This window comes from Pectobacterium carotovorum, assembly GCF_900129615.1.
GTDB classification, from domain to species: Bacteria; Pseudomonadota; Gammaproteobacteria; order Enterobacterales; family Enterobacteriaceae; genus Pectobacterium; species Pectobacterium carotovorum.
Map to the genome: position 1 here is coordinate 272,423 of NZ_FQWI01000003.1, position 23,759 is coordinate 296,181.

At 56.0% G+C, this 23,759-nt stretch carries 7 protein-coding genes; 4 read left to right on the forward strand and 3 right to left on the reverse strand.

What is annotated here, in order from left to right:
- Positions 1-5: 5 nt before the first annotated feature.
- The 3 genes from BUB06_RS08345 to BUB06_RS08355 all read right to left on the reverse strand — a co-directional run bounded on the left by BUB06_RS08345 (position 6) and on the right by BUB06_RS08355 (position 18,700).
- Positions 6-2,144 (reverse strand): type I secretion system permease/ATPase, encoded by a 2,139-nt coding sequence (locus BUB06_RS08345; RefSeq protein WP_039472319.1) that lies wholly within the window; start codon positions 2,142-2,144, stop codon positions 6-8.
- Between the two features lie 39 nt (positions 2,145-2,183).
- Positions 2,184-3,635, reverse strand: a complete 1,452-nt coding sequence (locus tag BUB06_RS08350) for a TolC family outer membrane protein (protein WP_080726781.1) — start codon at positions 3,633-3,635, stop codon at positions 2,184-2,186.
- 470 nt (positions 3,636-4,105) lie between these two features.
- Complete coding sequence (locus BUB06_RS08355) at positions 4,106-18,700, reverse strand: Ig-like domain-containing protein (protein WP_039472321.1); 14,595 nt, start codon at positions 18,698-18,700, stop codon at positions 4,106-4,108.
- Positions 18,701-19,419: 719 nt separating this feature from the next.
- Between BUB06_RS08355 and BUB06_RS08360 the strand changes: the two genes are divergently transcribed.
- From BUB06_RS08360 to ppnP, 4 genes are all read left to right on the forward strand, one after another.
- Positions 19,420-21,066, forward strand: coding sequence for a multidrug ABC transporter permease/ATP-binding protein (locus BUB06_RS08360; protein ID WP_039472323.1), 1,647 nt, complete (start codon positions 19,420-19,422; stop codon positions 21,064-21,066).
- Positions 21,067-21,272: 206 nt separating this feature from the next.
- Positions 21,273-22,322, forward strand: coding sequence for a type II asparaginase (locus BUB06_RS08365; protein ID WP_010298495.1), 1,050 nt, complete (start codon positions 21,273-21,275; stop codon positions 22,320-22,322).
- A 281-nt stretch (positions 22,323-22,603) separates the two neighbouring features.
- Positions 22,604-23,125 carry a shikimate kinase AroL gene (gene aroL / locus BUB06_RS08370; RefSeq protein ID WP_010298497.1) on the forward strand — a complete coding sequence of 174 codons (522 nt, stop codon included), beginning with the start codon at positions 22,604-22,606 and terminating at the stop codon, positions 23,123-23,125.
- Between the two features lie 140 nt (positions 23,126-23,265).
- The gene (gene ppnP / locus BUB06_RS08375) at positions 23,266-23,550 is read left to right on the forward strand and encodes a pyrimidine/purine nucleoside phosphorylase (RefSeq protein WP_010298499.1); all 285 of its coding nucleotides are present in this window, start codon (positions 23,266-23,268) and stop codon (positions 23,548-23,550) included.
- The last annotated feature ends 209 nt before the right edge of the window (positions 23,551-23,759 follow it).

The window sequence follows — 23,759 nt, forward strand, 5'->3', positions numbered from 1 at the left end:
TCCCCTTACGCCACGCTCTGTGCGGTATCTGCCGGTTTGCTGACCGCTTTCAAAATCTGATCACGCGGGCCATCAGCCACGATGCGCCCGCCATCCATGACAACCACGCGGTCAACCAGCTTGAGCAGCGCTGGACGGTGTGTCACCAGTACCAGCGTGCGGCCCGTGAGCCAACTGCTTAATTGATGGATCACGTGGCTTTCCAGCTGTTCATCCATCGAGGCGGTGGGTTCATCCAGCAGCACAATCTGGGGATTTCGCAACAGCATCCTGCTGAGCAGAATCATCTGCCGCTGCCCGCCGGATAAACCGCGCCCGCCTTCATGAATGATGCGATCCAGACTGGAAGCATCCTGTTGGATCAGGCTAAGCGCGCCGCTAATGCGCAGCGCCTGCAACAGTTCCTGCTCGGTAGCGTGCGGGTTGCCGAGCATCAGGTTTTGCCGCAGGCTGCCGAAGAACAGGCGAGATTCCTGTGACAGAAAACCCAACTGGCGGCGGACATCCGCCGGATCGATCTGGCTGATATCGACGCCATCAATGATGACCTTGCCGCGCGTCGCGGTCGCCTGATTGGCAAGCAGCTTGAGCAGGGTGGATTTCCCCGCGCCGACCTTACCCAGCAGCGCCACTTTTTCGCCCGGTTTGATCTCCAGCTTGCCGACCTGCAAGGCGGTATCGCCCTTTTCGGGGTCGTAGCTGTATTGCACGTTGTGCAGTTGGAAGTGCCCTTGAAGGATCGGACAGTGTGCCATTTTGCCGTCTTCCGGCCGATCCAGCGGTTTTTGCAGGAGGTCATCCAGCCCCGTCATAGCGGTTTTCGCATGCTGCCAGCGGGAAAACACCATTGTTAGCTGCATGAGCGGGGCGATGGTGCGGGAGGAAAGCAGGCTACAGGCCACAAGCGTACCGGTAGTGATATCACCTGCCATCACCAGATAGCAGCCGAAAACCAGCATGCCAGCATAGGTGAGCTGTTGAACGGTCGATGCCCAGCCGCTGAGCCGTGCCCCCCACACGCGCTGCTTCATCCCGATGGCGGCGCTGACTTCGTGAGTTTGCTCCCACTGGCGCTGGAAGTAGGGTTCGGCCTGCAACGCCTTGATATCTTCGATCCCTTCGATGGATTCGACCAGTACCGCATTGCGCAATGCGCTTTCACGCATCCCTTCTTTGGCGAGCTTCGCCATCGGCCATTGCAACAGCAGGCCGGGGATCACAATCAGCGGGATCGCCAGCATGGGAATAAATACCAGCGGGCCGCCGATCATCGCCATGATGCCGAGAAACAGCAAGACGAACGGCATATCAGCGGCTGCCCCGACGGTCGTCGAGGTCAGCAGTTCACGCACCTGATCGATTTCCCGCAGCTGCGAAATAAACGAGCCGGTGGATTTCGGACGAGCCTCATTTTTTATCGCCAGTGCGCGGGCGAACAGCATACCCGACACGTTCAGATCGATGCTTTTTCCCATCAGGTCGGAGACGATGGTACGTGATAAACGGATGGCATACTCTAATGCGGCGGCCAGCAGCACACCGAAAAACAGCACCCACAGCGTGGGAATCGACTGCGCCGGAATCACTCGGTCATACACCTGCATGGAGAACAGAATCCCCGCCAGCGCCAGAACGTTACCCACGATAGAGGCCAGAGAGATTTCCCCGATCTGTCGTTTTGCGCCGCGAAAGTGTTGCCAGAACCAGTGCTTGCGGTACGGTTTGACGAAATCATCGATACGGGTATCGCGGCCGCGTTCCGCGATGCCGACTAGCACGATAATCCCCTGGCTATGTTTGATGAGTTCCGTCAGTTCGGCCTCGCGCTGAAGATCGCCGCCGTCATTCAGCCAGTAGGTGGCGATGCCTTCGTCATTCAATGATTCGATGACGATAACGCCGCCGTCGTCAGTTTCCGCCAGCACCGGTAAGATCTTGTTGCGCCAGCGGAGCTTCTCCGTGTGTCGCAGGCTGATGCTCAATCCCATCAGATGGCTGATTTGTTCTAACTGGCGGGCTACCGGCTGCTGTTCGTACCAGCGCATCTGCTGGCGTACCGACTGGGTATCGACCACCTGTCCATAGTGGGCGGCGGCGCGAGCCATCGCGGCAATCCAGACTTCAGTTTGGGTGACTTTTGTCATTAATATTCCTGCATATTCTTATCCGGCAGGCGAGCCGGCTTACAGCGACGGTAGCGTCTCACCAGTGGTTTCATGGCGCTCAATACCCAGCATATCCAGCAGATTATCGACGGCAGCGGCATAGTTAACCGCCGCCTCCCAGCCATCGTATAACGCGCCGATGCGTGAGGTTTCAGCCTGCAATACGTCTTGCTCGACGCTGAGCAGATCGTTCAGGCTGCGCTTGCTGAGCTTGTACTCATCCTGATAGACGTTGCGGGTGTAGGTCGCGCTGGTAATTTGCTGCTGGCTGGCTTTTTCACGCTGCTGCGCACCGATGAGATCGGCATAGGCCGTTGAGGCTTTCTGGTTCATATCCAGTTTCGCCGCTTCGACTTCGGCCTGCGCCGCTTCGCGCGTGCCTGACGCCGCATCAACACGTGCGCTGACGGCACCGCCCTGATAAAGCGGGGCTTCTACTACCAACTGTAGCTGGTCATCCCAGTAATTACGTCTGTCGGTTTCATAGCGGGTGCGACCTGCCTGCACGGCAATGGTGGGGAAGTGCTGGGCTTCTGCCTGACGAATCCGGTGGCGCGAGGCCTCTTGCTTGGACTGCGCGCTCAGCACTGCATTACTCTGCTGGTATGGGAGCGCCTTGAGCGTAATCTTTTGTTGCAGCAGCGCGCGGGGCAGATCGGGCAGGGCGGTGGGGAGAACGCCGGTTAACACGCTGAGCTGTGCCAGTGAGGAACGCTCCAGCGCACGGTATTGCTCCAGCGTTGCTCGCATACCCGCGATGCGGGTTTCCGCCTGCAGGATGTCGGATTGCGTACTGAGACCAGCCTCGGCGCGGAGCGTCGCGGTGTCTTTTACCAGACTGAGCGACGTGATATTGCGCTCGGCCGCCTGACTCAGTTCCTGATAGCGTTTGACTTTCAGGTAGGTGAGCAAGGTTTGCTGGCCGACCGTGGTCATGGTGCCGTAGAGCTGATAGCGGTAGGCGTCTGACAGGCTGTGCTGCTCATCAATGCTGCCGCCGGTCTTACCGAAATCGTACAGGAGCTGTTTCAGCGTAAGACCCGCTGTGGAATTGTTGCTCATCGTGCCGCCGGTATCACTTTGATCTGATCGGCCGACATTGCCGCTCAGGCCGATTTGCGGGAACCAGGCGCTTTGCGCCACGCGCAGATCGGCTTCGCCGACGCGAATTTGCGCTGAGGCCTGTGCGATTTGTGGGTTACGTGCGAACGCGCGGAGAATAGCCTGCTTGAGATCCAGGCTATCGACCTGTTGTTCCGTTGGTGCGGCGGACCAGTCAAACGCGACGGCCTGAGCAAACGTCGGCGGGCTGTAGAGGAAAGGAAGTCCACCGCAGGCCAGCCCAAGCGCCAGCCCGGCCGTCAGCCCGATCTTCAGCACACCGCGCGACGTGTGATGGCGTAATGTACGCGTTAAAAAAGCGCGATTGCGCGGAAAAAACATGCCCCTGATAAAAAATGGTTTGTGCATCAATGACCCCTGTTTTCATCACGCTTTGTTTTAGTTCCTTTACACATATTTGTGCCGCTACCGAGGCAGTTTCGTTCTGTCTCTTGAACACGTATCTATGCCGATGCTGATGCCGTTTCGTGCGCGATAATGGCGCTATTTTTATGCCATCTCGTAGCACGCGCCCGACTCGGGACGGCTCAAACGCCGTTCGCCCCGAGACCCCAGGCTTTTGGCGGAAATTATGCCGCTACGCGGTGCCATCGGTGTTCATGAGCACGATTCGAGCCGCCAGTGACGCGTTTACTCGCCCCATAAATGGGGCTCGCCCTTCGGGCCAGCACAAGTGCTGTTCAAAAACGTCTCTGACGTTTTTGTCCTACGCGGCACTGACTTTCGCGGCCTCCATGCCGCTCACTCGGTGCTCATGCCCACCGCTGCATAATTTTTACGCCGGGTAACAGTAACACCTCATCATAAGGGGACTGTCGTTACACCATATTGACGAGCAGGCCTTGCTGCACCAGTACATCTCCCAGGTTGTTGGCGCTATCTAACGATGAATGGTGGTAGACGTCGAAACGTTGACCATCAATATCGCGCTGTCCTACCGTGCTCCACGCCCCTTCGCCTGGGATGAGGTTCACCTGATTGCCTTCGCCCCCGACGATCAGCAGGTCATCTTCTGGTCGGTCGGTGACATTCAGGGCGCGGTCGAGATCCAGCGTGATGCTGTTGGTGCCGTTTTGGCCTAAATCGAAGATCTCTACATTGTCGATTTTCAGCCCCAGTGCGGTGAGATCCAGATTGAGCTCGGTGCCATCCAGAACCAGCGTATCAATCCCGTTGCCGCCATCGATCTGGGTGAAGTCGAGCGTTGAGAGCGTAATGAGATCGTCGCCTTCACCGCCTTCGACATCTGTACCTGTTTGCACACTGCCGTCGGCCAGATTGACGACGACCCCGCCGATGGCGTAAACGCTCTCTTCCACATCGGTACTGGCGCTGTTGTCGATGGTGTGCGTCTCGCTGAGTGCGACCGCCGCCATTTTCGAGCTGACATGAAGGGGTTGCGCATCGGCGCTTTCCCCAGTGTCGCTCTGTTCGCTGGACAGCGAAGACACCTGAGCGACGCTGCTATCGTCAACATCCAGCGCCATCATGCTCATCAGCGGTAACCCGAGGGAGATTCCGGAGGTTAATCCCGCAGATACGCCGGTGAAGTTACCCGCCTGATCGGTGACGGAGGCTTCAACCGCCGTTCCCAGCAGCGCTGCCAAAATCGTGCCCACGTTGAAAACGTTGATACCCAGTAACGAGCTGCTGAATTGCGCACTCCATTTGCCATCGGAGCCGACGGTACCCTGTAGCGTCTGGCCGAGCAGCGTGACGGTTACCTTGGCCCCTTGCTGCACGTAGCGCGATGTTCCGCTGACGGTGATGCCGTTCGCCAGCAGGCCAACCGTGTTACCAATCAGCGATCCCACCGCATCAATACCCAACTGCGGCAACTGGTGCGTTTTCACGACCACATTGCTGCTGGTGTTGTTAGTGTTGCCATAGCGGTCAGTGACTTTGACACCGACGGACAAATTGCCATCGGCGATGTTGAGCAGGTTAGCGCTCGGGACGCTGATGCTCCAGGTACCGTTGCTGGCGACAGCGGCGTTGAGCACGAGTCCGCCCACGGTCAGCGTGACGCTACCGCCTGCCGCGTTGGTTGTGGTTCCGCTGATGATCTGGTTTATGCCCGCTTCGGCCAGATTCAGGTAGCCGTCTCCGCCAAACAGGGAACCGAGGTTGACCGTTGGCAGTGCATGAACGCCCACACCGATTGAGGCGCCCGCGCTGGTCGTTTTCCCTGCTGCGTTGGTCAGAGAGGCGTTGAGGGAAAGTGTGCCGTCGGTCAGACTGTTGAGATCGAGCGAAGGCAAGCTGACAGACCAGCTACCGTTGCTTTGCACCACGGCAGAGTAAGTCTTGGTACCCAGTGAGATCTGGATCGTGGAACCTATCGCATTGGTACTGGTTCCGCTGATGACCTGACCCGCCGCCGCTTCGACGGCATTGAGCAGGCCGTCACCGCCAAAGAGTGGGCTGATGGTCAGCGTCGGCTGACCGTTAATCGCTACGCTGACGGTACTGGTCTGTGTGCCCACGTTACCCGCCGCATCGACCAGACGAACGCCGACGTTAGTGACGCCATCCGCAAGGGCTTTCAGATCGAGGCTAGGAACCGGCAGGCTCCAACTGCCGTTGGCACCGACCGTTGTGGTGTAGGTTTTACTGCCCAGCGTGACGTTGATCGCAGTGCCCGCCGGTACATTGGCCGTGGTCCCGCCGATGAGTTGCGTACTTAACAGGCTAGGGAGATCCAGGACACCGTTGTTGAACAATGGGTTAAGGGTGATAGTCGGCGGCAATATGGCGATATTAAGGCCCGTACTGATACCTGTGCTGTTGCCTGCCGGGTCGGTTACCGTGGCACTGACGGTGAGGTTACCGTTCGCCAAGCCGGACAGTTGCAGCGGCGTGACGCTGGTGCTCCAGGTGCCATCATTGCCAACGGTCGCATTTAGCGTCAGGGTGCCGATGCGTATCACGACAGACGATCCCGCGACGGCGTTAGTGGTGGTGCCGCTAATCGTCTGCGTCAATGCGGCTTCTGCGGCATTGAGGAAACCGTCACCGCCAAACAGTGAGCCAAGGCTAATCGTCGGCAGGTTTTTGGCAATAATATTGATAGCGTTATTGACCGTGCCGACATTGCCGGAAGTATTCGTAACCGACACATTCAGCGTGGTACTGCCATCGAGCAGCGTGCCGAGATCGGACGGTTGTAGCGTCAGGCTGAACGCGCCTCCCGCTCCAACCGTAGACAGGAAGGTTTTACCACCAAGGGTAACGGCAACCTGCGATCCGGCGCTGGCATTGGTGACCACGCCACCGATCGTTTGCGCCACCAGTGCTTCTGCGGCGTTGAGGAAACCATCGTTGCCAAATACCGGGTTGAGCGTAATCACCGGCTGGGCGAAATCGAACTTGATGCCAGCACTGCCGCTGCTGCTATTGCCTACGCTGTCTGTCGCGGTGGCGCTCACAGTGAAATCACCGCTGCCGAGCCCTTGTAGAATACCCAGTACGCTAGGGGTGACGGCAGCACTCCACTTGCCATCTGAGCCGACGGTGGCTGTGGCGATTTGTGAGCCTGAAATGCTGAGCGTAATGGTTCTGCCTGCCAGACCGGTGGCCGTGCCGCTAAGCGTTTGGTTGACCAGCAGGTCGCCCAGATTCAACAGGCTATCGCCAAAGACCGGGTTGAGCGTAATACTCGGCAGATTCTTGATGACGGTTGGAACGTTCACGATCTGGCTGGCGGTATTGCCTGCGTGATCGGTGACCGCGACGCCCAGCGCCAGCGTTCCATCTTGCAAGGCTTGTAAATCAAGCGCAGGAACGGACAGGCTCCAGGCGCCGCCTGCACCGACGGTAATCCCGGTGTAAACTTTGGTGCCCAACGTCACGGCAACCGTTGCGCCAGCGCCAATATTCACATTGCTGACTACACCGCTGATAATCTGGCTGGTCGTAGCATCCGCGGCATTCAGTGCGCCATCCGTGAAGGCCACAACAGAATCAATGACTGGCAGGGTTTTCAATACGTCAATGTTGACCAACTGATTCTTCACGTTGCCGTGTGAATCGACGATGTCGACATTAACCGCCAGCAGGCCATTGCTTAAGCCAGTGAACACGTTCGAAGGCAGGGCAACGCTCCAGGCCCCGTTGGCTCCGACGGTGCCTTCCACTGTGGTGCCCAACACGGTGACCTGTACTTTCGCACCCAGATAGTTGCCCGTCGCGTTACCGCTGATGACCTGCGTCAACAGTGATTCGGCCAGATTCAGGATGCCATCGTTACCGAAGATATCGGTAATGCCTGCGCCGAGCGTTTTGTTCAACGCAACGTCAAGCGTGACATCAAGGTGTGTGCTATTACCTGAGGTATCGGTCAGCGTCACGCCGATGACCTGCGGCCCGTCGATCAGGTTTTGTAAATTGGCGGACAGTACCGGAATCGTCCAGTTACCGTCGGAACCGACGGTTGTCGTGCCTGTCAGCGGTCCGGCGGTTAACGTAACCGTGGCACCCACTTCGCCTGTACCGGTAATCGCCGCGCCCGCTAACGCTTCAGCCAGCGTCAGGATGTTGTCATCGAACAGCGTCACGCTGAGCAGTGGAATACCCGTATCGACGGTAACGACCTGTGTCTCTATGGTGGTATTTCCTGCTGTGTCCGTGAGCGTTGCCGTAATGGTGTGGGAACCATCGGTCAACTGTGCCAGATCGGCGGCAGGGACACTCACACTCCAGGTGCCGGTGATGGAAACTTGAGCGCTGTAGGTTTTTCCATTCAGCACCACGCTGACGAACTGTCCGGCCTCCGTGGTGGATGCCGTCCCCGTAATCGTCTGTGCGGTGCTGGCTTCTGTGCCGCCCAGTACGTTATCACCGGCAAAAGCAACGATATCCAGCGTGGGCACGACGGTATCGACCAGCACCGTTCTCGTGAGGATCGCATCGAGCGATGTCGCGGTGACATTGACGTTGCCTTGCGTGGTGAAATAGAGGTTGGCGGGAATGGTGGTGCTCCAGAAGCCATTGGCGTCGGTGATGACAACAAGTGGCGTCCCCCCAATGTCAAGCGATACTGCGGTCATCGACGATGACGGGCCGATAGAACGCCCAGAAATGGTGACATTGCCGCCTATCTCGCTGGCGTTAATGATGTTGTCGTTTGCTATCGGGTCGATCACCATCACCATGGGAGGTTCTGTCAGGTTGACGTTGAATGGCTCGCTGGCCTGTGTCGCCGGATTACCCGCTTTATCCGTTGCATCGGCGGTGATGGTGTGCGTCGTATTTGCCAGATCCTGCAAATCGGCTGATGGGATGGTTACGCTCCAGGTGCCGTTATCGAGAATTTTTGCCGTGTACTCGACGTTATTCAGCGTGACGGTCACGGTTTGCCCCACCTCCAAATCGGCGGAGGTACCGCTGACGGTCTGCGTGGTACGGCTTTCCGCATAGTTGAGGCCATCAAGCCCGGCGAATGCGGTAATCGTAAGCGTCGGTGCGACCTGCACGGCAATGATCGCCTGAGAATTCAACGTAGCGCTGTTGCCTAGGCTATCCGTTGCCGTGATGACGATGTTATGTGTTCCGTCAGCAAGCTGGCTGAGTTGTGTTGGAGTCAGCGTGGCTGTCCATACGCCTCCGCTCAGCTGTGTGACAAGCGCCTGTCCGCCAAATGTGACCGTTACGTTCACGGCATCACCCGCGTTACCACTCAGCGTTCTGCCCAGCAGGGTGCCCGCTTCCACGATACTCAGGTAGCCGTCGTCAAACGGGGTATTTAAAGTGATAGCCGGTGGCGTGAGATCGCTGGTAAAGATGATGGGAGTCGTGCCAGTGTTGCCTGCGGCATCGACGGCGGTCACTGTGATGGTATGTTGACCGTCGACCAGCGAATTCAATGCGTTAGGAGGGAGTGTAACGGACCAGTTGCCGTTGCTATCTACCGTTGCGGTGTAGCGAATGCCGTTGAGGTCGATCTCCAGTTTAACGCTTTGCCCGTTGCCGCCAATCTGCGTGCGGCCAGAGAAGGTCAGCGCGGATGCGGCTTCGGCGCTGCTCAAAATATTATCGAGACCAAACGGCACCACGTCGATAATCGGCGCTGGCAGCGTTTGCGCCGAACTGACATCGAGCGCCGTGCTGGTATTGCTATTGCCCACCCAGTCGGTGACCTTGACGCTAATGCTGTAATTGCCTTCGGTAAAGAGCGCCAAATCGGCAGGACTCAGATCTCTGGACCAGCCGCCTAAGCCGTCTGCGGTGGCGGTAAAGGTGGTGACTGCCAGCGTGGCTTTGTTGGTCACGGTAATCGTGACTTCCTGGCCTGCGCTGGTAATACCGGTTTTACCCGTTAAGGTTTGGATGGCCTGAATTTCAGTGATGTTAAGGATGCCATCGCCAAACGGCAGGTCCAGCGTTGCCACTGGCATGGTGGTAGTCAGCACATTTGCCGTGGCCGCTGCGGTACTGGTGTTGCCCGCAGAGTCGGTCACGATGACGGTGAAATTCACTGAGCCATCCGGCAGGTCGATCAGCGTCTGGCGATCCAGCGATAGCGACCAACTGCCGTCAGCATTTACCGTAGCGGGGAGGCTTGTACCGTTAATGCTGACCGACACGGTTTGCCCCACGTTGCTGGTTAGCCCCGTTTGCCCGGATAGCGTCGCGCCCGGCTGTGCATCAGCTAGGCTCAGTTTGCCATCGCCGAACGGCGTATCCAGCGAGGCGACGGGAACCCCCACAATCACGCTGGTGAAGGATCCGCTGCCTGAACCGGTATTGCCTGCATGGTCCGTGGCGGTCACATTGATGGTGTGTGTACCATCACCCAGTGCAGCGAGATCGGCTGCGGGCAGCGTCACACTCCACTGACCGTTTGCTGCCACTGTAGCGCTGTAGGTGGAGGTGATCGTGCCGTTGGTGATCGAGACAGACACGCTCTGGCTTGGATCGATGAATCCCGTCGTGCCCGTCAGCAGTTGATCCGATGTGCTTTCTACCTGATTGAGTACGCCGTCAACAAACGGGGTAGCGATACTGATGGTGAAATTGGTGTGGATGACGACATCCAACGTACCGCCCGCGCTGCCGGTATTACCCGCGCTGTCTGTTACCGTCGCGCTGACCTGTACGTTGCCATCCGCCAGAATGCTCAGCGCATTGGCTGGAATGGTGGCGCTCCACAGGCCGCCTGCAAGCGTCACGCCTGTCGTGGTGTAAGCCCCGATCGTAACCTGAATCACTGTCCCGACAGGCAGGTTGGTGTAAGTGCCGCCAATCGTCGTTGCCGACGCCAGCTCCGCGATAGTCAGGACATTGTTGTCATAGAGTGAATCCAACGTCAGTGTCGGGAGCGACTGCGTTTTTAACGTGATATCAATGCTGGCGGCGCTGGCATTGCCTGCGCCGTCGGTCACGCTGGCTTGCAGCGTTTTCACGCCGTCGCCCAACGCCAGCAGGTCGTTTGCCGCAACGGTGATTTGCCAGACACCGTTGCTATCGGCGACAGCGCTATAGACTGCCGTGCCGACTTTTATCGTGACCAGAAGACCCGCTTCGCCTTTGCCGCTCAGCGGTAGTCCGGCTAGCGCGTCCGCCAAACCGATGTCGCTGGTGTCAACCAACATGTCGATGGACAGCAACGGTGGAACGGTATCGACCGTGAACGGATGGGTGGCCGTAGCCGGGTTCTGTGCGATGTCGTTGACCGTTGCGGTCACATCCTGATTGCCCTGCGGCAGATTTTGCACATCGCTGGCGGGAACGGTCGTACTCCAGTTACCGTCAGCGCCAACGGTCGCCAGGTACGTTTTGCTATTCAGCGTCACCGTGACGCGCTGTCCCACTTGAACATTCGTCGTTGAACCAGAAATGAGCAGGTCAGACTGCGTATCCTGTGCGCTGACGACATCGTTACCAGATAGGGTGGCGATGGTGATGGCTGGCAGATTAGTCGCATCGGTGATGACGGTAATGCTATGCGTCGCTGAACCGGGGTTGCCGCTCACGTCTGTTACGCTGGCACTGACGGTTTGCTTACCGTCAGGCACGTTGCCGACATCCGTTGCAGGAACTTGCACGCTCCAACTGCCATCTGGACCCACGGTGGCGAAGTAATTTTGGCTATTGAGGGTGATGGTAACTTGCTGGCCCTGTTCCACATTCTGGCTGCTGCCGCTGATTGTTAACGGCAGGCCCGACTCGGCCAGATTGAGATAATCATCGTTCGACAGCGTGGCGATGGTCAGCGTTGGCGCTTTGGCCGGATCGGTATCCAGCGTAATAGAATGGCTTACCGTACCCGTGTTACCGGCGGCATCGGTCAAGCTGGCGGTGATTGCCGTGATGCCGTTCGGCATATTTTGCAGGTCGCCAGCAGGCACGGTGACGCTCCAGGTGCCATCAGCCTGCGCCAGCCCTTGATAGATCTGCCCATTGATAGTGACGTTAACAATGATGGGACGGCCGCTGTCGTTGAGGGGCGATGTGCCGGTGATTTCCAGCGGCAGCAGGCTTTCCGCGATGTTGATGATATCGTCAATGCCAATCGGGTTGATGGTCAGCACCGGTGGCGTCAAGTCAACGAATGCGCTGCCCTGAACGGTGGACGTATTGCCTGCCGCATCGCTGACGGTCACGGAAATGTTGAGCTGTCCGTCTGCCAGTGGAGTCAGAACGCTCGGTGACAGTTGCAGGCTCCAGTTACCGCTGCCGTCAACCGTACCGGAATAGACCGTGGTGCCAATGGTGATGCTGACGGTTTGTCCGGCACCGCGCAGGCCCGTCGTGCCGTAAAGTGTCTGTCCGGCCTGGGCGTCACTGAGATTCAGGTAACCGTTGCTAAATGGCATATGCAGCGAGGCTACCGGTGGATTATTGATACTGACGCCCAGTTGTTGCGTACCCGATAGCGCATTACCCGCCTGATCGACGGCTGTAACATTAACGGTGATGACACCATCCCCCAGCACTCGTAGATCGGCAGGCTGAATAGTGGCGCTCCAGGTGCCGTCTGGCTGCACCTGTACGGTGTAGGTTTTCCCGTTGAGGATGACGTTGACATCCGTGCCCGGTGCCACGTTGACGGCACCGCCGTTAATCGTAATGCCGTTTGCCGCTTCCAGCACGTTTAGCTGGTTATCCCCGGTGATTGGCGCAATCGACAGCCCGCTCGCGTTAGTGTTAACCGTAACAGTGCTGCTGGATGTCGCGGTATTGCCAGCAACATCACTGACGCTGACGGTAATCGTCTGGCTGCCGTTAACCAGCAGTGCCATGTCGGCATCTGAGATCGTGGTGCTCCAGTTCCCGTTTGACAGAACCTGCGCGGTATACGGCTTGCCATTGAAGCTAATCGTCACCGTCTGGCCTTGCTCAACGTTTTTACTGGTGCCGCTGATCACCTGACTGACGCGCGCTTCTGCCCCGTCGATAATGTTGTTGCCAGCGAAAGTACCAATTGTAACGACCGGTGCATTGAGCGGGCTGGCATCGACGCTAATAGTCTGCGTGGTGGTGGCGGTATTACCTGCGGCGTCGGTCAGACGTGTCACGATGCTGTAATTGCCATCGGACAGGTTACTCAGATCGGCTGACGGAATGGTGATGTTCCAGGTGCCGTCACTGCCGACGGTGCCGCTGTAGGTTTTCCCATTCAGCGTGGCGGTCACGGTTTGACCCGCGCTGGACGGTGAGGCGGTACCGGTTAGCAACTGATTGCTCAGAACCTCGGTGCTATTCAGGATGTTGTCAGCCGTAACGCTGGTGGTTGTCAACGTAGGCGGCGTACGTGCCACGGTTATGTTGCTGGTTAGGGTGCTGCTGTTTCCGGCCGCATCACTGACGCTCACCTGCAATGCGGTGGTGCCATTCGGCAGATTTTGCAGGCCATTTGCAGGCAGAGAAATCGTCCAGTTACCTGCCGCATCCACGATCCCGGTGTACGTCACGCCGCCGAGTGTGGCGGTGACGGTTTGCCCTGGTGAGGCGATACCGGTTGTGCCGCTGAGCGTCTGAGTCACGCCCGCTTCTGCGGCATTGAGTATGCCGTCGCTGAACGGTGTGTTCAGCGTCAGCGTCGGGCTACTGTGGGTGAAGACCTCGATCGTACGGCTGCCGCTTAACACATTCCCTGTACTGTCTACCGTCGTGACGGTCAAGGTTGAGGTGCCGTCGGCCAGCGTGCTGACATCCGCTGCTGATACGGTGATGCTCCAGGTGCCGTTCGGTTGTACGACGCCAGCATAGCTTTTCCCGTTCAGCGTAATCGTGACGGCGGTGCCTGCTGCCACGTTCTGGCTGCTGCCGTTGACGGTGAGATCTTGAGAGGCTTCGGCTTGATTCAGTTTGTCATCGCCCGCGACGGTATCGATGGCGATACCGCTCAGGGAGGTGTTCACCGTAATGGTCTGGCTGAGCGTTGCCGGGTTACCGCTGACGTCGTTGACGCCAATCGTGACGGTATGCGTGCCTTGTGCCAGATGAAGGAGATCGACAGACGGTACGCTGACGCGCCATTGGCCGTTGCTGTCAACCGTTGCGGTGTAGGTGTTGTCGCCGAGCGTCACGGTAACGCGCTGCCCCGCCTCGACATTCAGGCTGCTGCCGCTGATGATTTGCGCGACGTTGATTTCCCCCCCGTCGATGATGTTATTTAGCGCGATGGCGTTGACGGTGAGCAGAGGCAGGTTGGCCGGATTGGCATCCAGCGTTAATGATCCGGTGCTGGTGGCGCTGTTGCCTGAGGCGCCAGTCAATGTTGCTGTCACGGTGTAACTGCCGTCAGCCAAAGCCTGAAGATCGGTGGCGGGAACCGTAGTACTCCAGCTACCGTCAGCCTGAATCTGGGCCTGATAATTTTTATTGTTGATCGTGACAATGACGGTGCGCCCGGCTTCGGACTGTAGCGCGTTACCGGAGATCACCTGATCGTTCAGGCTTTCAGCGGCGTTGATGATGCCGTCGCTGGTCAGCGGTTTCAGCGTCAGAAGAGGGCGAACCATATCGACGGTAATATCGCGAATGCCCTGTATGCTGTTGCCCGCGGTATCCGTCGCTTCTACGCGGATGGTCTGTACGCCGGTTGGCAGAAGTTGCAGGTCGGCGGCGGGAAGCGAGGTACTCCAGTTCCCCTGATTATCCACGGTTGCCGTATAGGCTTTGCCGTTCAGCGTGACGATGACGCTCTGGCCCCCTCCGGTAATCCCGGTTTTCCCGGTCAGGCTCTGCCCGCTGGCTGATTCAATGATGTTGAGTATGCCGTCACCGAAAGGCTGGTCAATCGTTGGCTGTGGCAGGTTGTTAATATGGATATCAATATTGCGGCTGGCGGTGACAGGGACATCACCGGGGTTGGCGACGCTGGCGGTAATAGTCGCTGTGCCATCCGGCAAGGCGAGCATATCGCTGCTCTCGATTGTGACGCTCCAGCTCCCGTTTGCGGCAATCGTACCAATGTAGGTCTTGCCATTGAGCGTGACGGTAACGCTTTCTCCCGGGGTGACGTTGACCGTCGAACCTGAAATGGTCAGCGGCTGTGAGGCTTCAAGGCGGTTGATCTGGTTATCAATCGCGACAATGCTGATGGAGATGCTGTCATTATCTATATCAACATTGGACCAGTTCTCATGGCTGCCCTCATTTCCCGCCTGATCCGCGACCTGTGCAGTGATGGACACGGTGCCTTCAGAGAGCTGTGCCATGTCTGCAGCGGGGATTTCCACGCTCCAGTTCCCGCCGCTCTTGATCGCGGCGAAGTAGAATTTTTTGTTGAGAAGAATGGTTGCGATCTGGCCGGTTTCCACGTTCGCGCTGGTGCCTGTTAGCCACTGGCTGACTTTGAGATCGGCCGCGGTGATGACGTTATTCTCATTAACGAAAGGGTTAACGAATATCGTTGGCTGGAATGCTGGATCCGCACTGAGCTCAATGGATTTCTCGACGCTGACGGTATTGCCGACTGCATCGGTTAGCGAGGCAGACAGTTTGTAGCTGCCATCGGCCATGCCGCGCAGGGCGGCTGTAGGTAAGTTGATGCTCCAGTTGCCATCGCTACCGACAACCCCGGTATAGAATTGCCCATCGAAAGTGATAACGACAGTACGACCCGCTTCGCTGATTGAGGCGGTGCCGTTGACGGTCTGGTTGCTTTGCGATTCGACCATGTTGATAGTGTCATCGCCTGCAATAGTGCCGATGGTCAGGGTAGGGGCCGTAAAATCGGTTGGGCTAACAAACGTTTTACCCGCCTGATTGCCCGCGGCATCCTGCGCGGTCACCAACAGCGTGTTGTTGCCTTCCGGTAACTGCTGGAGATCGGCCGCAGGGACGGTGACTTTCCAGTTACCTGCGGTATCAACCGTTCCCGTATAAGATTTCCCGCCGAGGGACAAGATGACGGTCTGCCCCGCACCGCTGATGCCGGTGTGGCCGGTAATCGTCTGGCTGACCAGCGCCTCCGCACCGTTCAGTGAACCGTTGCCGAATGGCGTATCAATCGTCGGTTGCGGCAGGGTGTGAATGTGAACGCCGAGTGTGTGATTGTCCGTTACGGCAGCGCTTCCTGTCACATTTACGCTGGCGGTGATGGTGGCATTGCCGTCTGACAGAAGTTGGAGATCGGCACTGGGGACTTGCAGCGTCCAACTGCCGTCGGCGGCAACGGTCGTGGTGTAGTTCTTTCCGTTCAGCGTCACGGTCACCGTCTGCCCCGCAGGAACATTGGCGGTATTCCCGCTGATCGCCAGCGGTTGCAGGGATTCTGCTCGGCTTAACAGGTTATCGCTGGCGATAATGTTGATGGCGATGCTGTCGCCAGACTTATCGACGTTGATATTCTGGCTTCCGCTTGCGATGTTGCCCGCTTTGTTACTCACGTTGACGCTAATACTGTGCGCACCGTCCGCCAGCAGCGCGATATCTGCGGTTGAAACGTTGATGCTCCAGACACCGCCGGATTGCACGGTGGCAAGATAGGTTTTCCCATTCAGGCTAATGATAACAACCTGTCCCGCCTCAACGTTGGTCGTCGTCCCGCTCAACTGCTGGCTGACTTTTGCCTCCGCGCCATCAACGATGTTATCGCCTGCGAAATTATTGATGGTAATGGTCGGTACGGTGATTGCGCCGCTGTCAATGGTCAGCGGGCGGGTAACCGTTGTGGTGTTGCCTGCGGCATCGGTCAGTGTAACGGTCAGGTTATGGTTTCCGTCCGCGATAGCCACCAGATCGGCCGTTGGTAGCGTGATGCTCCAGTTGCCGTCGCTGCCGACGGTGGTGGTGTAGGGTTTGGCATTCAGCGTAACGGTGACCGTACGACCAGCTTCGCTAAGCGATGCTGTCCCGCTGACCACCTGATTGACGGCCAGTTCTGCGCCATTGAGGACGTCATCCTGAGCAATCGCGGAGACGGTGAGCGTCGGTGGTGTCGTATCCACAGTGATATTTTGCGTTATGGTCGCTTCGTTGCCTGCAATATCGCGGACGACGATCTCCAGCGCGCTGATGCTGTTTGATGGCAGATTTTGCAGCACGCTTTTAGGTACAGTGATTGTCCAGTGCCCGTTGGCATCCACTGTTCCTGTCACATAGTACCCGCCGATCGTCAGGCTGACGGTTTGGCCCCTGCCGATAATCCCCGTTTCCCCGCGGATGACCTGATCCTGCGCGGCTTCGGCGGCGTTTAATACGCTGTCAGTGAACGGTGGTGTCAGCGTAATGGAAGGGAGCGTATTGATGTGAACATCCAGCGTGTGGTTAGCTGTGACGGTATTTCCACTGATCCCCTGTACGCTGGCAGTGATGGTGTTACTGCCGTCTGACAGCAGAAGCAGGTCGGCGCTGGGGATGTTCAAAGACCATTTGCCGTCTGCGCCTGTTGTAGTGGTATAGGGTTTTCCATTCAATGTGACTGTGACGGTTTGGCCAGCGGCAACGTTGGCCGTTGTGCCATCAATCGTTAGCGGCTGCCCAGCTTCCACGGCATTCAGACGGTCATCTGTCGAGACGATGCTGATGTTGACTGCTTCGGCGCTGGTATCCACCGTGATGGTTTGTGGCGGCAGCGTGGTGGTGTTGCCTGCTTTATCTGTTAATGACGCCACCAGAGTGTAGGTGCCGTTAGTCAGCGCCTGGATATCACCGGAAGGAATAAGTACGCTCCAGGCGCCGTCGCTTCCTACTGTCGTCGTGTAGGTTGTGCCGTTAAACGTTATCGTCACGGTCTGGCCGACATCCGATAAGGAAGCCGTACCGGAGACAACTTGTGAGGACTGGAGCTCGTCGGCGGTGAGCAGGTTGTCTCCGGTAAACGGTAACAGGGACAGCTCCGGTGGCGTGGTGTCGACAATAATGGTGCGGTTGACCACGGTGATATTGCCAGCATTATCGCTGATCGTGAACGACAAGGCGTGTTCACCTTCGCTCAGTGCACGAAGGTCTGCGGCGGGCACGGTCAGGGTCCAGTTACCGTCTGCATTAATGGTCGTGGTATAGGTTTTCCCATTGAGCGTGATGGTTACGCGCTGGCCTACTTCACCGGTTCCGTTGAGGATCTGGCCGTTTGCCAGTTCTCCGACGGTGAGATAATTGTCGCCCGTAAATTTATCAACGGTTAGATTTGGGGGTAGGGTATCAATGGTGAGGTCGAGGATTTTCTCATGGATAACACCATTAGCACCCGGCACGCTCACTTTTAATGCGTAAATGCCGTCCTGCAGCCCGGTAAACGCATCTGCTGGCAGCGTAAAGCGCCAACTACCGTCGGCTGCAATGGTGGTGGTGTAGACCACGCCGTTTAACGTGATGGTGACCGTCTGCCCCTCGCTGACGCCGACAGTCTTCCCACTGAGAATGTGGGATTGACCGATCTCCACACGATTCAGGATATTATCCCCAGCGAAAGTATCAATGGTTAAGGATTCTGGCGCTGTAGGTGTTGTGGGCTTATTGTCGTCGCTTGATGAACCCACGGCGATGGCTGCTCCGCCGATGGCGATTGCACCCAGAATCCCCCCCAACGTGGTTGCTGATAACGTGCTGGTGGTGGTGCTGCCGATCAGTAGCGACGCCATATCACCCAACGTGGCGTATTCCGGTGTAAGGACAATCGCTTCTCCCGCTAACACGGCTCCTTCTGCCGCTGCCGCGCCGGAGAACTGTGCATGGATGAGTCGGGTGCCATCGTCAAAAACCAGTTCGCTGTGATAACCGGCGGCATCCAAAGTAAAGAAGCTTTCATAGCGGACGGTGGTACCGTCTTTCATGTGCAAGATAAGATCGTTGCCAACACGCTCATAGCGAGACACCACGTCTGGTGTGCCAAAGATTCTGACTGTGCTGCTTTCCAGCAATTCGACATTCGTCGCCCCCTGAGGAACGGCGTTGATGAATTGACCACTATGACGCGACAGGATATTTGCATTTCCCGCAATAACATTCATATCTGACATGAAATAGCCTCTTGCTTATCTGCAACCATTGTCTTAATACCTCTCCCGGCGGATCGTGGCCGTAACGGAAGACGTATGGGGATAGGCACCACCAACAAAAAGAGGGGTGCTAAAGCCGACCTGGTTCAGAAACAAAAAGCAGTAGTCGTCAAATATGATTAACAATATTGCTGTGTATCCCTCTGCTATGGGGATTAGGTTATTGGGATCATATTCACCCAATTCTTGATATTTATAGGTGTGGCTTAACTAAAAATCCAACTTTTTTGAAATGTTTTGAAAATAAAAATATGACAATATTCTTACGTATTAAATGGCTTAGCGGCATTATCCTCCTTATTTAATTATTACCACACTAATTATAATGTTAAATCACCATCTCTTAGCGCATCTGGTGGCTTGGTAATACGCCTTTTGTCCACATTTGAGCTGGGGTTGATGGGGGATACTCACCGTGAAGATCGTATCTTTATCTCTATTTATTGTATCAATTTGTGTTTTTTTGTCATGCGTGTCGTTAAGCGAAGTGTGTTGCCAGAAAAGTGATAATGAAGTGTGATAATTCATCATATTTTCTTATGCTTCGTGTTGGCGATACCGAGCGTGGGTTTTGAAAAGATGGCATCTGGCGTAGTGCTGGATATGAGAATTATTCTTGATATCACGGTCATCCCGATTACACTGCGGGCGATTGTTTTCATCATAGAGACCTGGTTGTTATGGAGTTGCTCCGCATTGTTTACCAGCAGTACCGTTGGCCCTTTCTTGCCGTTATCCTGCTAAGTTTGTTGAGTGCTGCGCTAGGGATTGGACTTATTGCCTTTATCAACCTGCAATTGATTGAAACGGTCAATCAGTCGTTGAGCGTATTGCCGCAATTTCTGGGCTTGCTGCTGCTCTTGATGGGCGTCACGCTGGTGTCGCAACTGGCGCTGACTACGCTGGGGCACCATTTCGTTTACCGCCTGCGTGGGCAATTTATCAAGCGTATTCTGGACACTAACATTACCCGTATCGAACAGATCGGCAGTGCGCAGCTGCTTGCCAGCCTGTCCAGCGATATCCGCAATATCACGATTGCATTTGTGCGTTTGCCGGAGCTGATTCAGGGCATTGTGCTTACCATCGGTTCGGCCGCTTATCTGGCCTGGCTTTCCCCGAAAATGCTGGTCGTGACGTCCGTGTGGATTGCGATAACGCTCTGGGGTGGCTTTATGCTGGTTTCCCGTGTATATCGCCACCTGACTCAGGTGCGGGAAGCGGAAGATCGTCTCCAGAAAGACTACGAAACCGTCATTAACGGGCGTAAAGAGCTGACGCTCAATCGTGAGCGGGCGCAGAAGCTGTATGAAGAGGTTTATCAGGCCAATGCGCAGGATTACCGACAGAACGTGATTCGCGCCGACACCTTCCACCTCAGCGCGGTGAACTGGTCGAACATTATGATGCTGGGCGTGATTGGCGCAGTCTTTTTCATGGCAAACAATCTCGGCTGGGCGGATACCAACGTGGCGGCAACGTATTCACTGACGCTGCTGTTTTTACGCACGCCAATGCTCCAGGCCGTTGGCGCACTGCCGACGCTGTTGAGCGCGCAAGTCGCGTTTAATAAGCTGAAACTTTTCGATTTGGCGGATTATCAGGAACCGTTCTCCGTTGCGGTTGCCCCTGCCGACTGGCACACGCTGGAACTGCGTGACGTGGTGTTTCGCTATGACGAGTCCGGCTTTGAAGTCGGACCGATCAATCTGGTGATAAAACGTGGCGAACTGGTGTTTCTGATTGGTGGGAACGGGAGTGGAAAATCTACGCTGGCGATGCTGCTGACAGGGCTTTATACCCCGGTTTCCGGCGCGCTGCTGCTGGATAACAGCCCTGTTACGGCGGAAACGCGTGAGGATTACCAAAAGCTATTTTCTGCCATCTTTACTGATTTTCACCTGTTCGGACAGATGATGGGGCCGCACGGAACGGAGCCGGATACGGCGCTGGTCGATAGCTGGCTGGATCGTCTGAACATGCGGCATAAGTTGACGCTGGAGAATCATCAGGTGATGAACTTACAGCTTTCTCAGGGGCAGCGTAAGCGTGTGGCGCTGCTGTTGGCCGTCGCCGAACAGCGGGACATCCTGCTGCTGGATGAATGGGCGGCCGATCAGGATCCACAATTCCGCCGCGTGTTTTATCTTGAGCTGTTACCGCAGCTGCGTGCATTGGGGAAAACGATTGTGGCGATCAGCCATGACGATCACTACTTTGAACATGCCGATCGCCTGCTTGAAATGCATCAGGGAACGCTGTCAGAACTGACGGGCGACGCGCGTGAACAGGCCTCGCAGGATGCCGTGGCGCAGATTAGCCGATAACGTAAATCGTCGCGGCGGAATGCCGCGCTGTGAGGCATCACACACCGTTAGCGTGAAGTCTGACAGGCATATATTAATTCGTTGAATTCTGGGGCATTATAAGCGCCAATGTTGGCAGGCTGCTAACAGAGTGGGTATTTTTTACTTACAGATCAGGCACCTGACGTATCTGGTCTGCCACTTAACTCAATAAGTTGGTATAGGTTATGAAAAGGATATTTAACGCATTATTCGTTGTTGTTTTTGTTTGTTTTTCGTCTCTGGCAAATGCGGCAGAAAATCTGCCTAACATTGTCATTCTGGCAACGGGCGGTACGATTGCAGGCTCCGCTGCGGCCAACACGCAAACCACAGGTTATAAAGCCGGTGCGCTGGGCGTAGAGACGCTGATTCAAGCGGTGCCAGAGCTGAAAACGCTTGCCAATATTTCAGGCGAGCAGGTTGCCAGCATCGGCAGTGAAAATATGACCAGCGACGTGCTGCTGAAGCTGAGCAAGCGCGTGAACGAGCTGCTGGCACGCAGCGATGTTGATGGCGTGGTCATTACGCACGGTACGGATACGCTCGACGAATCGCCTTACTTCCTGAACCTGACGGTGAAGAGTGACAAACCGGTGGTCTTTGCCGCCGCGATGCGTCCGGCAACGGCAATCAGTGCCGACGGCCCAATGAACCTGTACGGTGCGGTTAAAGTGGCAGCGGATAAAAACTCTCGCGGTCGCGGTGTTCTCGTTGTGCTGAACGACCGTATTGGCTCTGCCCGTTTCATCAGCAAAACCAACGCCTCTACGCTGGACACCTTTAAAGCGCCAGAAGAAGGTTATCTGGGCGTGATTATCGGTGACAAAGTTTATTACCAGACGCGTCTGGATAAAGTTCACACCACGCGTTCCGTATTTGACGTGACCAACGTAGATAAACTGCCAGCTGTCGACATTATTTATGGCTATCAGGACGATCCAGAATATATGTATGACGCCTCTATCAAACACGGTGTAAAAGGCATCGTGTATGCGGGGATGGGCGCAGGTAGCGTATCCAAGCGCGGCGACGCCGGTATCCGTAAAGCGGAAAGCAAAGGTATCGTTGTTGTGCGTTCCAGCCGTACCGGCAGCGGCATCGTGCCACCGGATGCGGGCCAACCGGGTCTGGTTGCCGATTCTCTGAGCCCGGCTAAATCACGCATTCTGCTGATGCTGGCGCTGACGAAAACGACGAACCCAGCGGTGATTCAGGATTATTTCCACGCGTATTAATCGCCTGATCGGTTTGTAGTGTGGTAGCCCCGCCTTTAAACGCGGGGCTTTTTATTTCCTGTCATCCCATTTTTACTTTTGGTTATTCAACTTTTCGTTTCCACTGAGAAGTCACTTCCCTCTCTGTTGATTTTATCGGTATGATTCAGCCCACGACAAAGCAGGTAATCACCCCTATTTATCTTTGATACCCGAAATAATTCGAGTGGCGGGACAGCCTACGTGCGTCCAGCTTGAAGTATGGCGGAGTGGGTGAATAAAGAAGAAGGATACGTCATTACATGACACACCCCATTTTTATGGTTGGTGCCAGAGGCTGTGGAAAGACCACCGTTGGGCATCAGCTGGCGCAGGCGTTAGGATATGACTTTGTCGATACCGACCTGTTTATGCAGCAGACCACCAATATGACGGTGGCTGATGTGGTTGCGCAGGAAGGATGGCATGGGTTCCGCCAGCGTGAAAGTCTGGCGCTTCAACAGGTGACGTCTAACCGCTGCATCGTCGCGACGGGCGGTGGTATGGTGCTGGCGGAAGCCAATCGGCGCTTTATGCATGACAAAGGCACCGTCATTTACCTCCATGCGGATGCCGAACTGCTGGCTCAGCGGCTGGAAGAAAATCCGCAGGATAACCAGCGTCCGACGCTGACGGGTCGCCCCATCGCAGAGGAAATGGCTGATGTATTGGCCGCGCGCGAGGCGCTTTATCGCGGCGTCGCGCACCACGTCATCGATGCATCACAAACGCCAGAAGCGATTGTGGCAAGCGTGTTGAAGGCGCTGCGCCTGTCGGCAGCATAGGAAGGTGAACCGGACACTGGCAAAATAATCACCAGTCAGTGTTACCGAACACCAACTTTCAATGAATAGATCGTGACAGTGGCTCGACTCTCCTTTTAAGATGAATTTCCTGAATTTTTTCGATGATAGGGTGCCGCGCTATGCTGAATGTAAATGAGTATTTTGCAGGGAAGGTCAAATCAATCGGTTTTGAAGGCGACAGCATTGGCCGCGCCAGTGTCGGCGTCATGGATGCGGGTGAATACACCTTTGGAACCGGGCAGCCGGAAGAAATGACGGTGATCACCGGAGCATTGAAAGTCCTGCTGCCAGGCTCACCGGATTGGCAGGTTTTCACACCGGGAGAAACCTTTTTCGTTCCGGGAAAAAGTGAATTCAATTTGCAGGTGGTAGAACCAACCTCTTATCTGTGTAAGTACCTGTAATCTCTATTCTATCTCTGTAGAGTAGATCATTATCGCCGCATTGTGTGCTACATAATGCGGCGTTTTTTATGCTCATCCTGCTTCATTCCCCTTGTTCTCCCCAACGTGGTTAACGCCTTTCTCTGCCATTCTTCCCCTGATGGGAGTAAATAATGCTGCAAAAATGTTAAGTAGCTCAAGTAACGAACGCAAAGGTATTTAAAAGGTAT

Coding starts and splice junctions, on each gene's coding strand:
- BUB06_RS08350 (WP_080726781.1), bottom strand. CDS start 3,635: ATGCACAAACCATTTTTTATCAGGGGCATGTTTTTTCCGCGCAATCGC.
- BUB06_RS08365 (WP_010298495.1), top strand. CDS start 21,273: ATGAAAAGGATATTTAACGCATTATTCGTTGTTGTTTTTGTTTGTTTT.
- BUB06_RS08360 (WP_039472323.1), top strand. CDS start 19,420: ATGGAGTTGCTCCGCATTGTTTACCAGCAGTACCGTTGGCCCTTTCTT.
- aroL (WP_010298497.1), top strand. CDS start 22,604: ATGACACACCCCATTTTTATGGTTGGTGCCAGAGGCTGTGGAAAGACC.
- BUB06_RS08345 (WP_039472319.1), bottom strand. CDS start 2,144: ATGACAAAAGTCACCCAAACTGAAGTCTGGATTGCCGCGATGGCTCGC.
- BUB06_RS08355 (WP_039472321.1), bottom strand. CDS start 18,700: ATGTCAGATATGAATGTTATTGCGGGAAATGCAAATATCCTGTCGCGT.
- ppnP (WP_010298499.1), top strand. CDS start 23,266: ATGCTGAATGTAAATGAGTATTTTGCAGGGAAGGTCAAATCAATCGGT.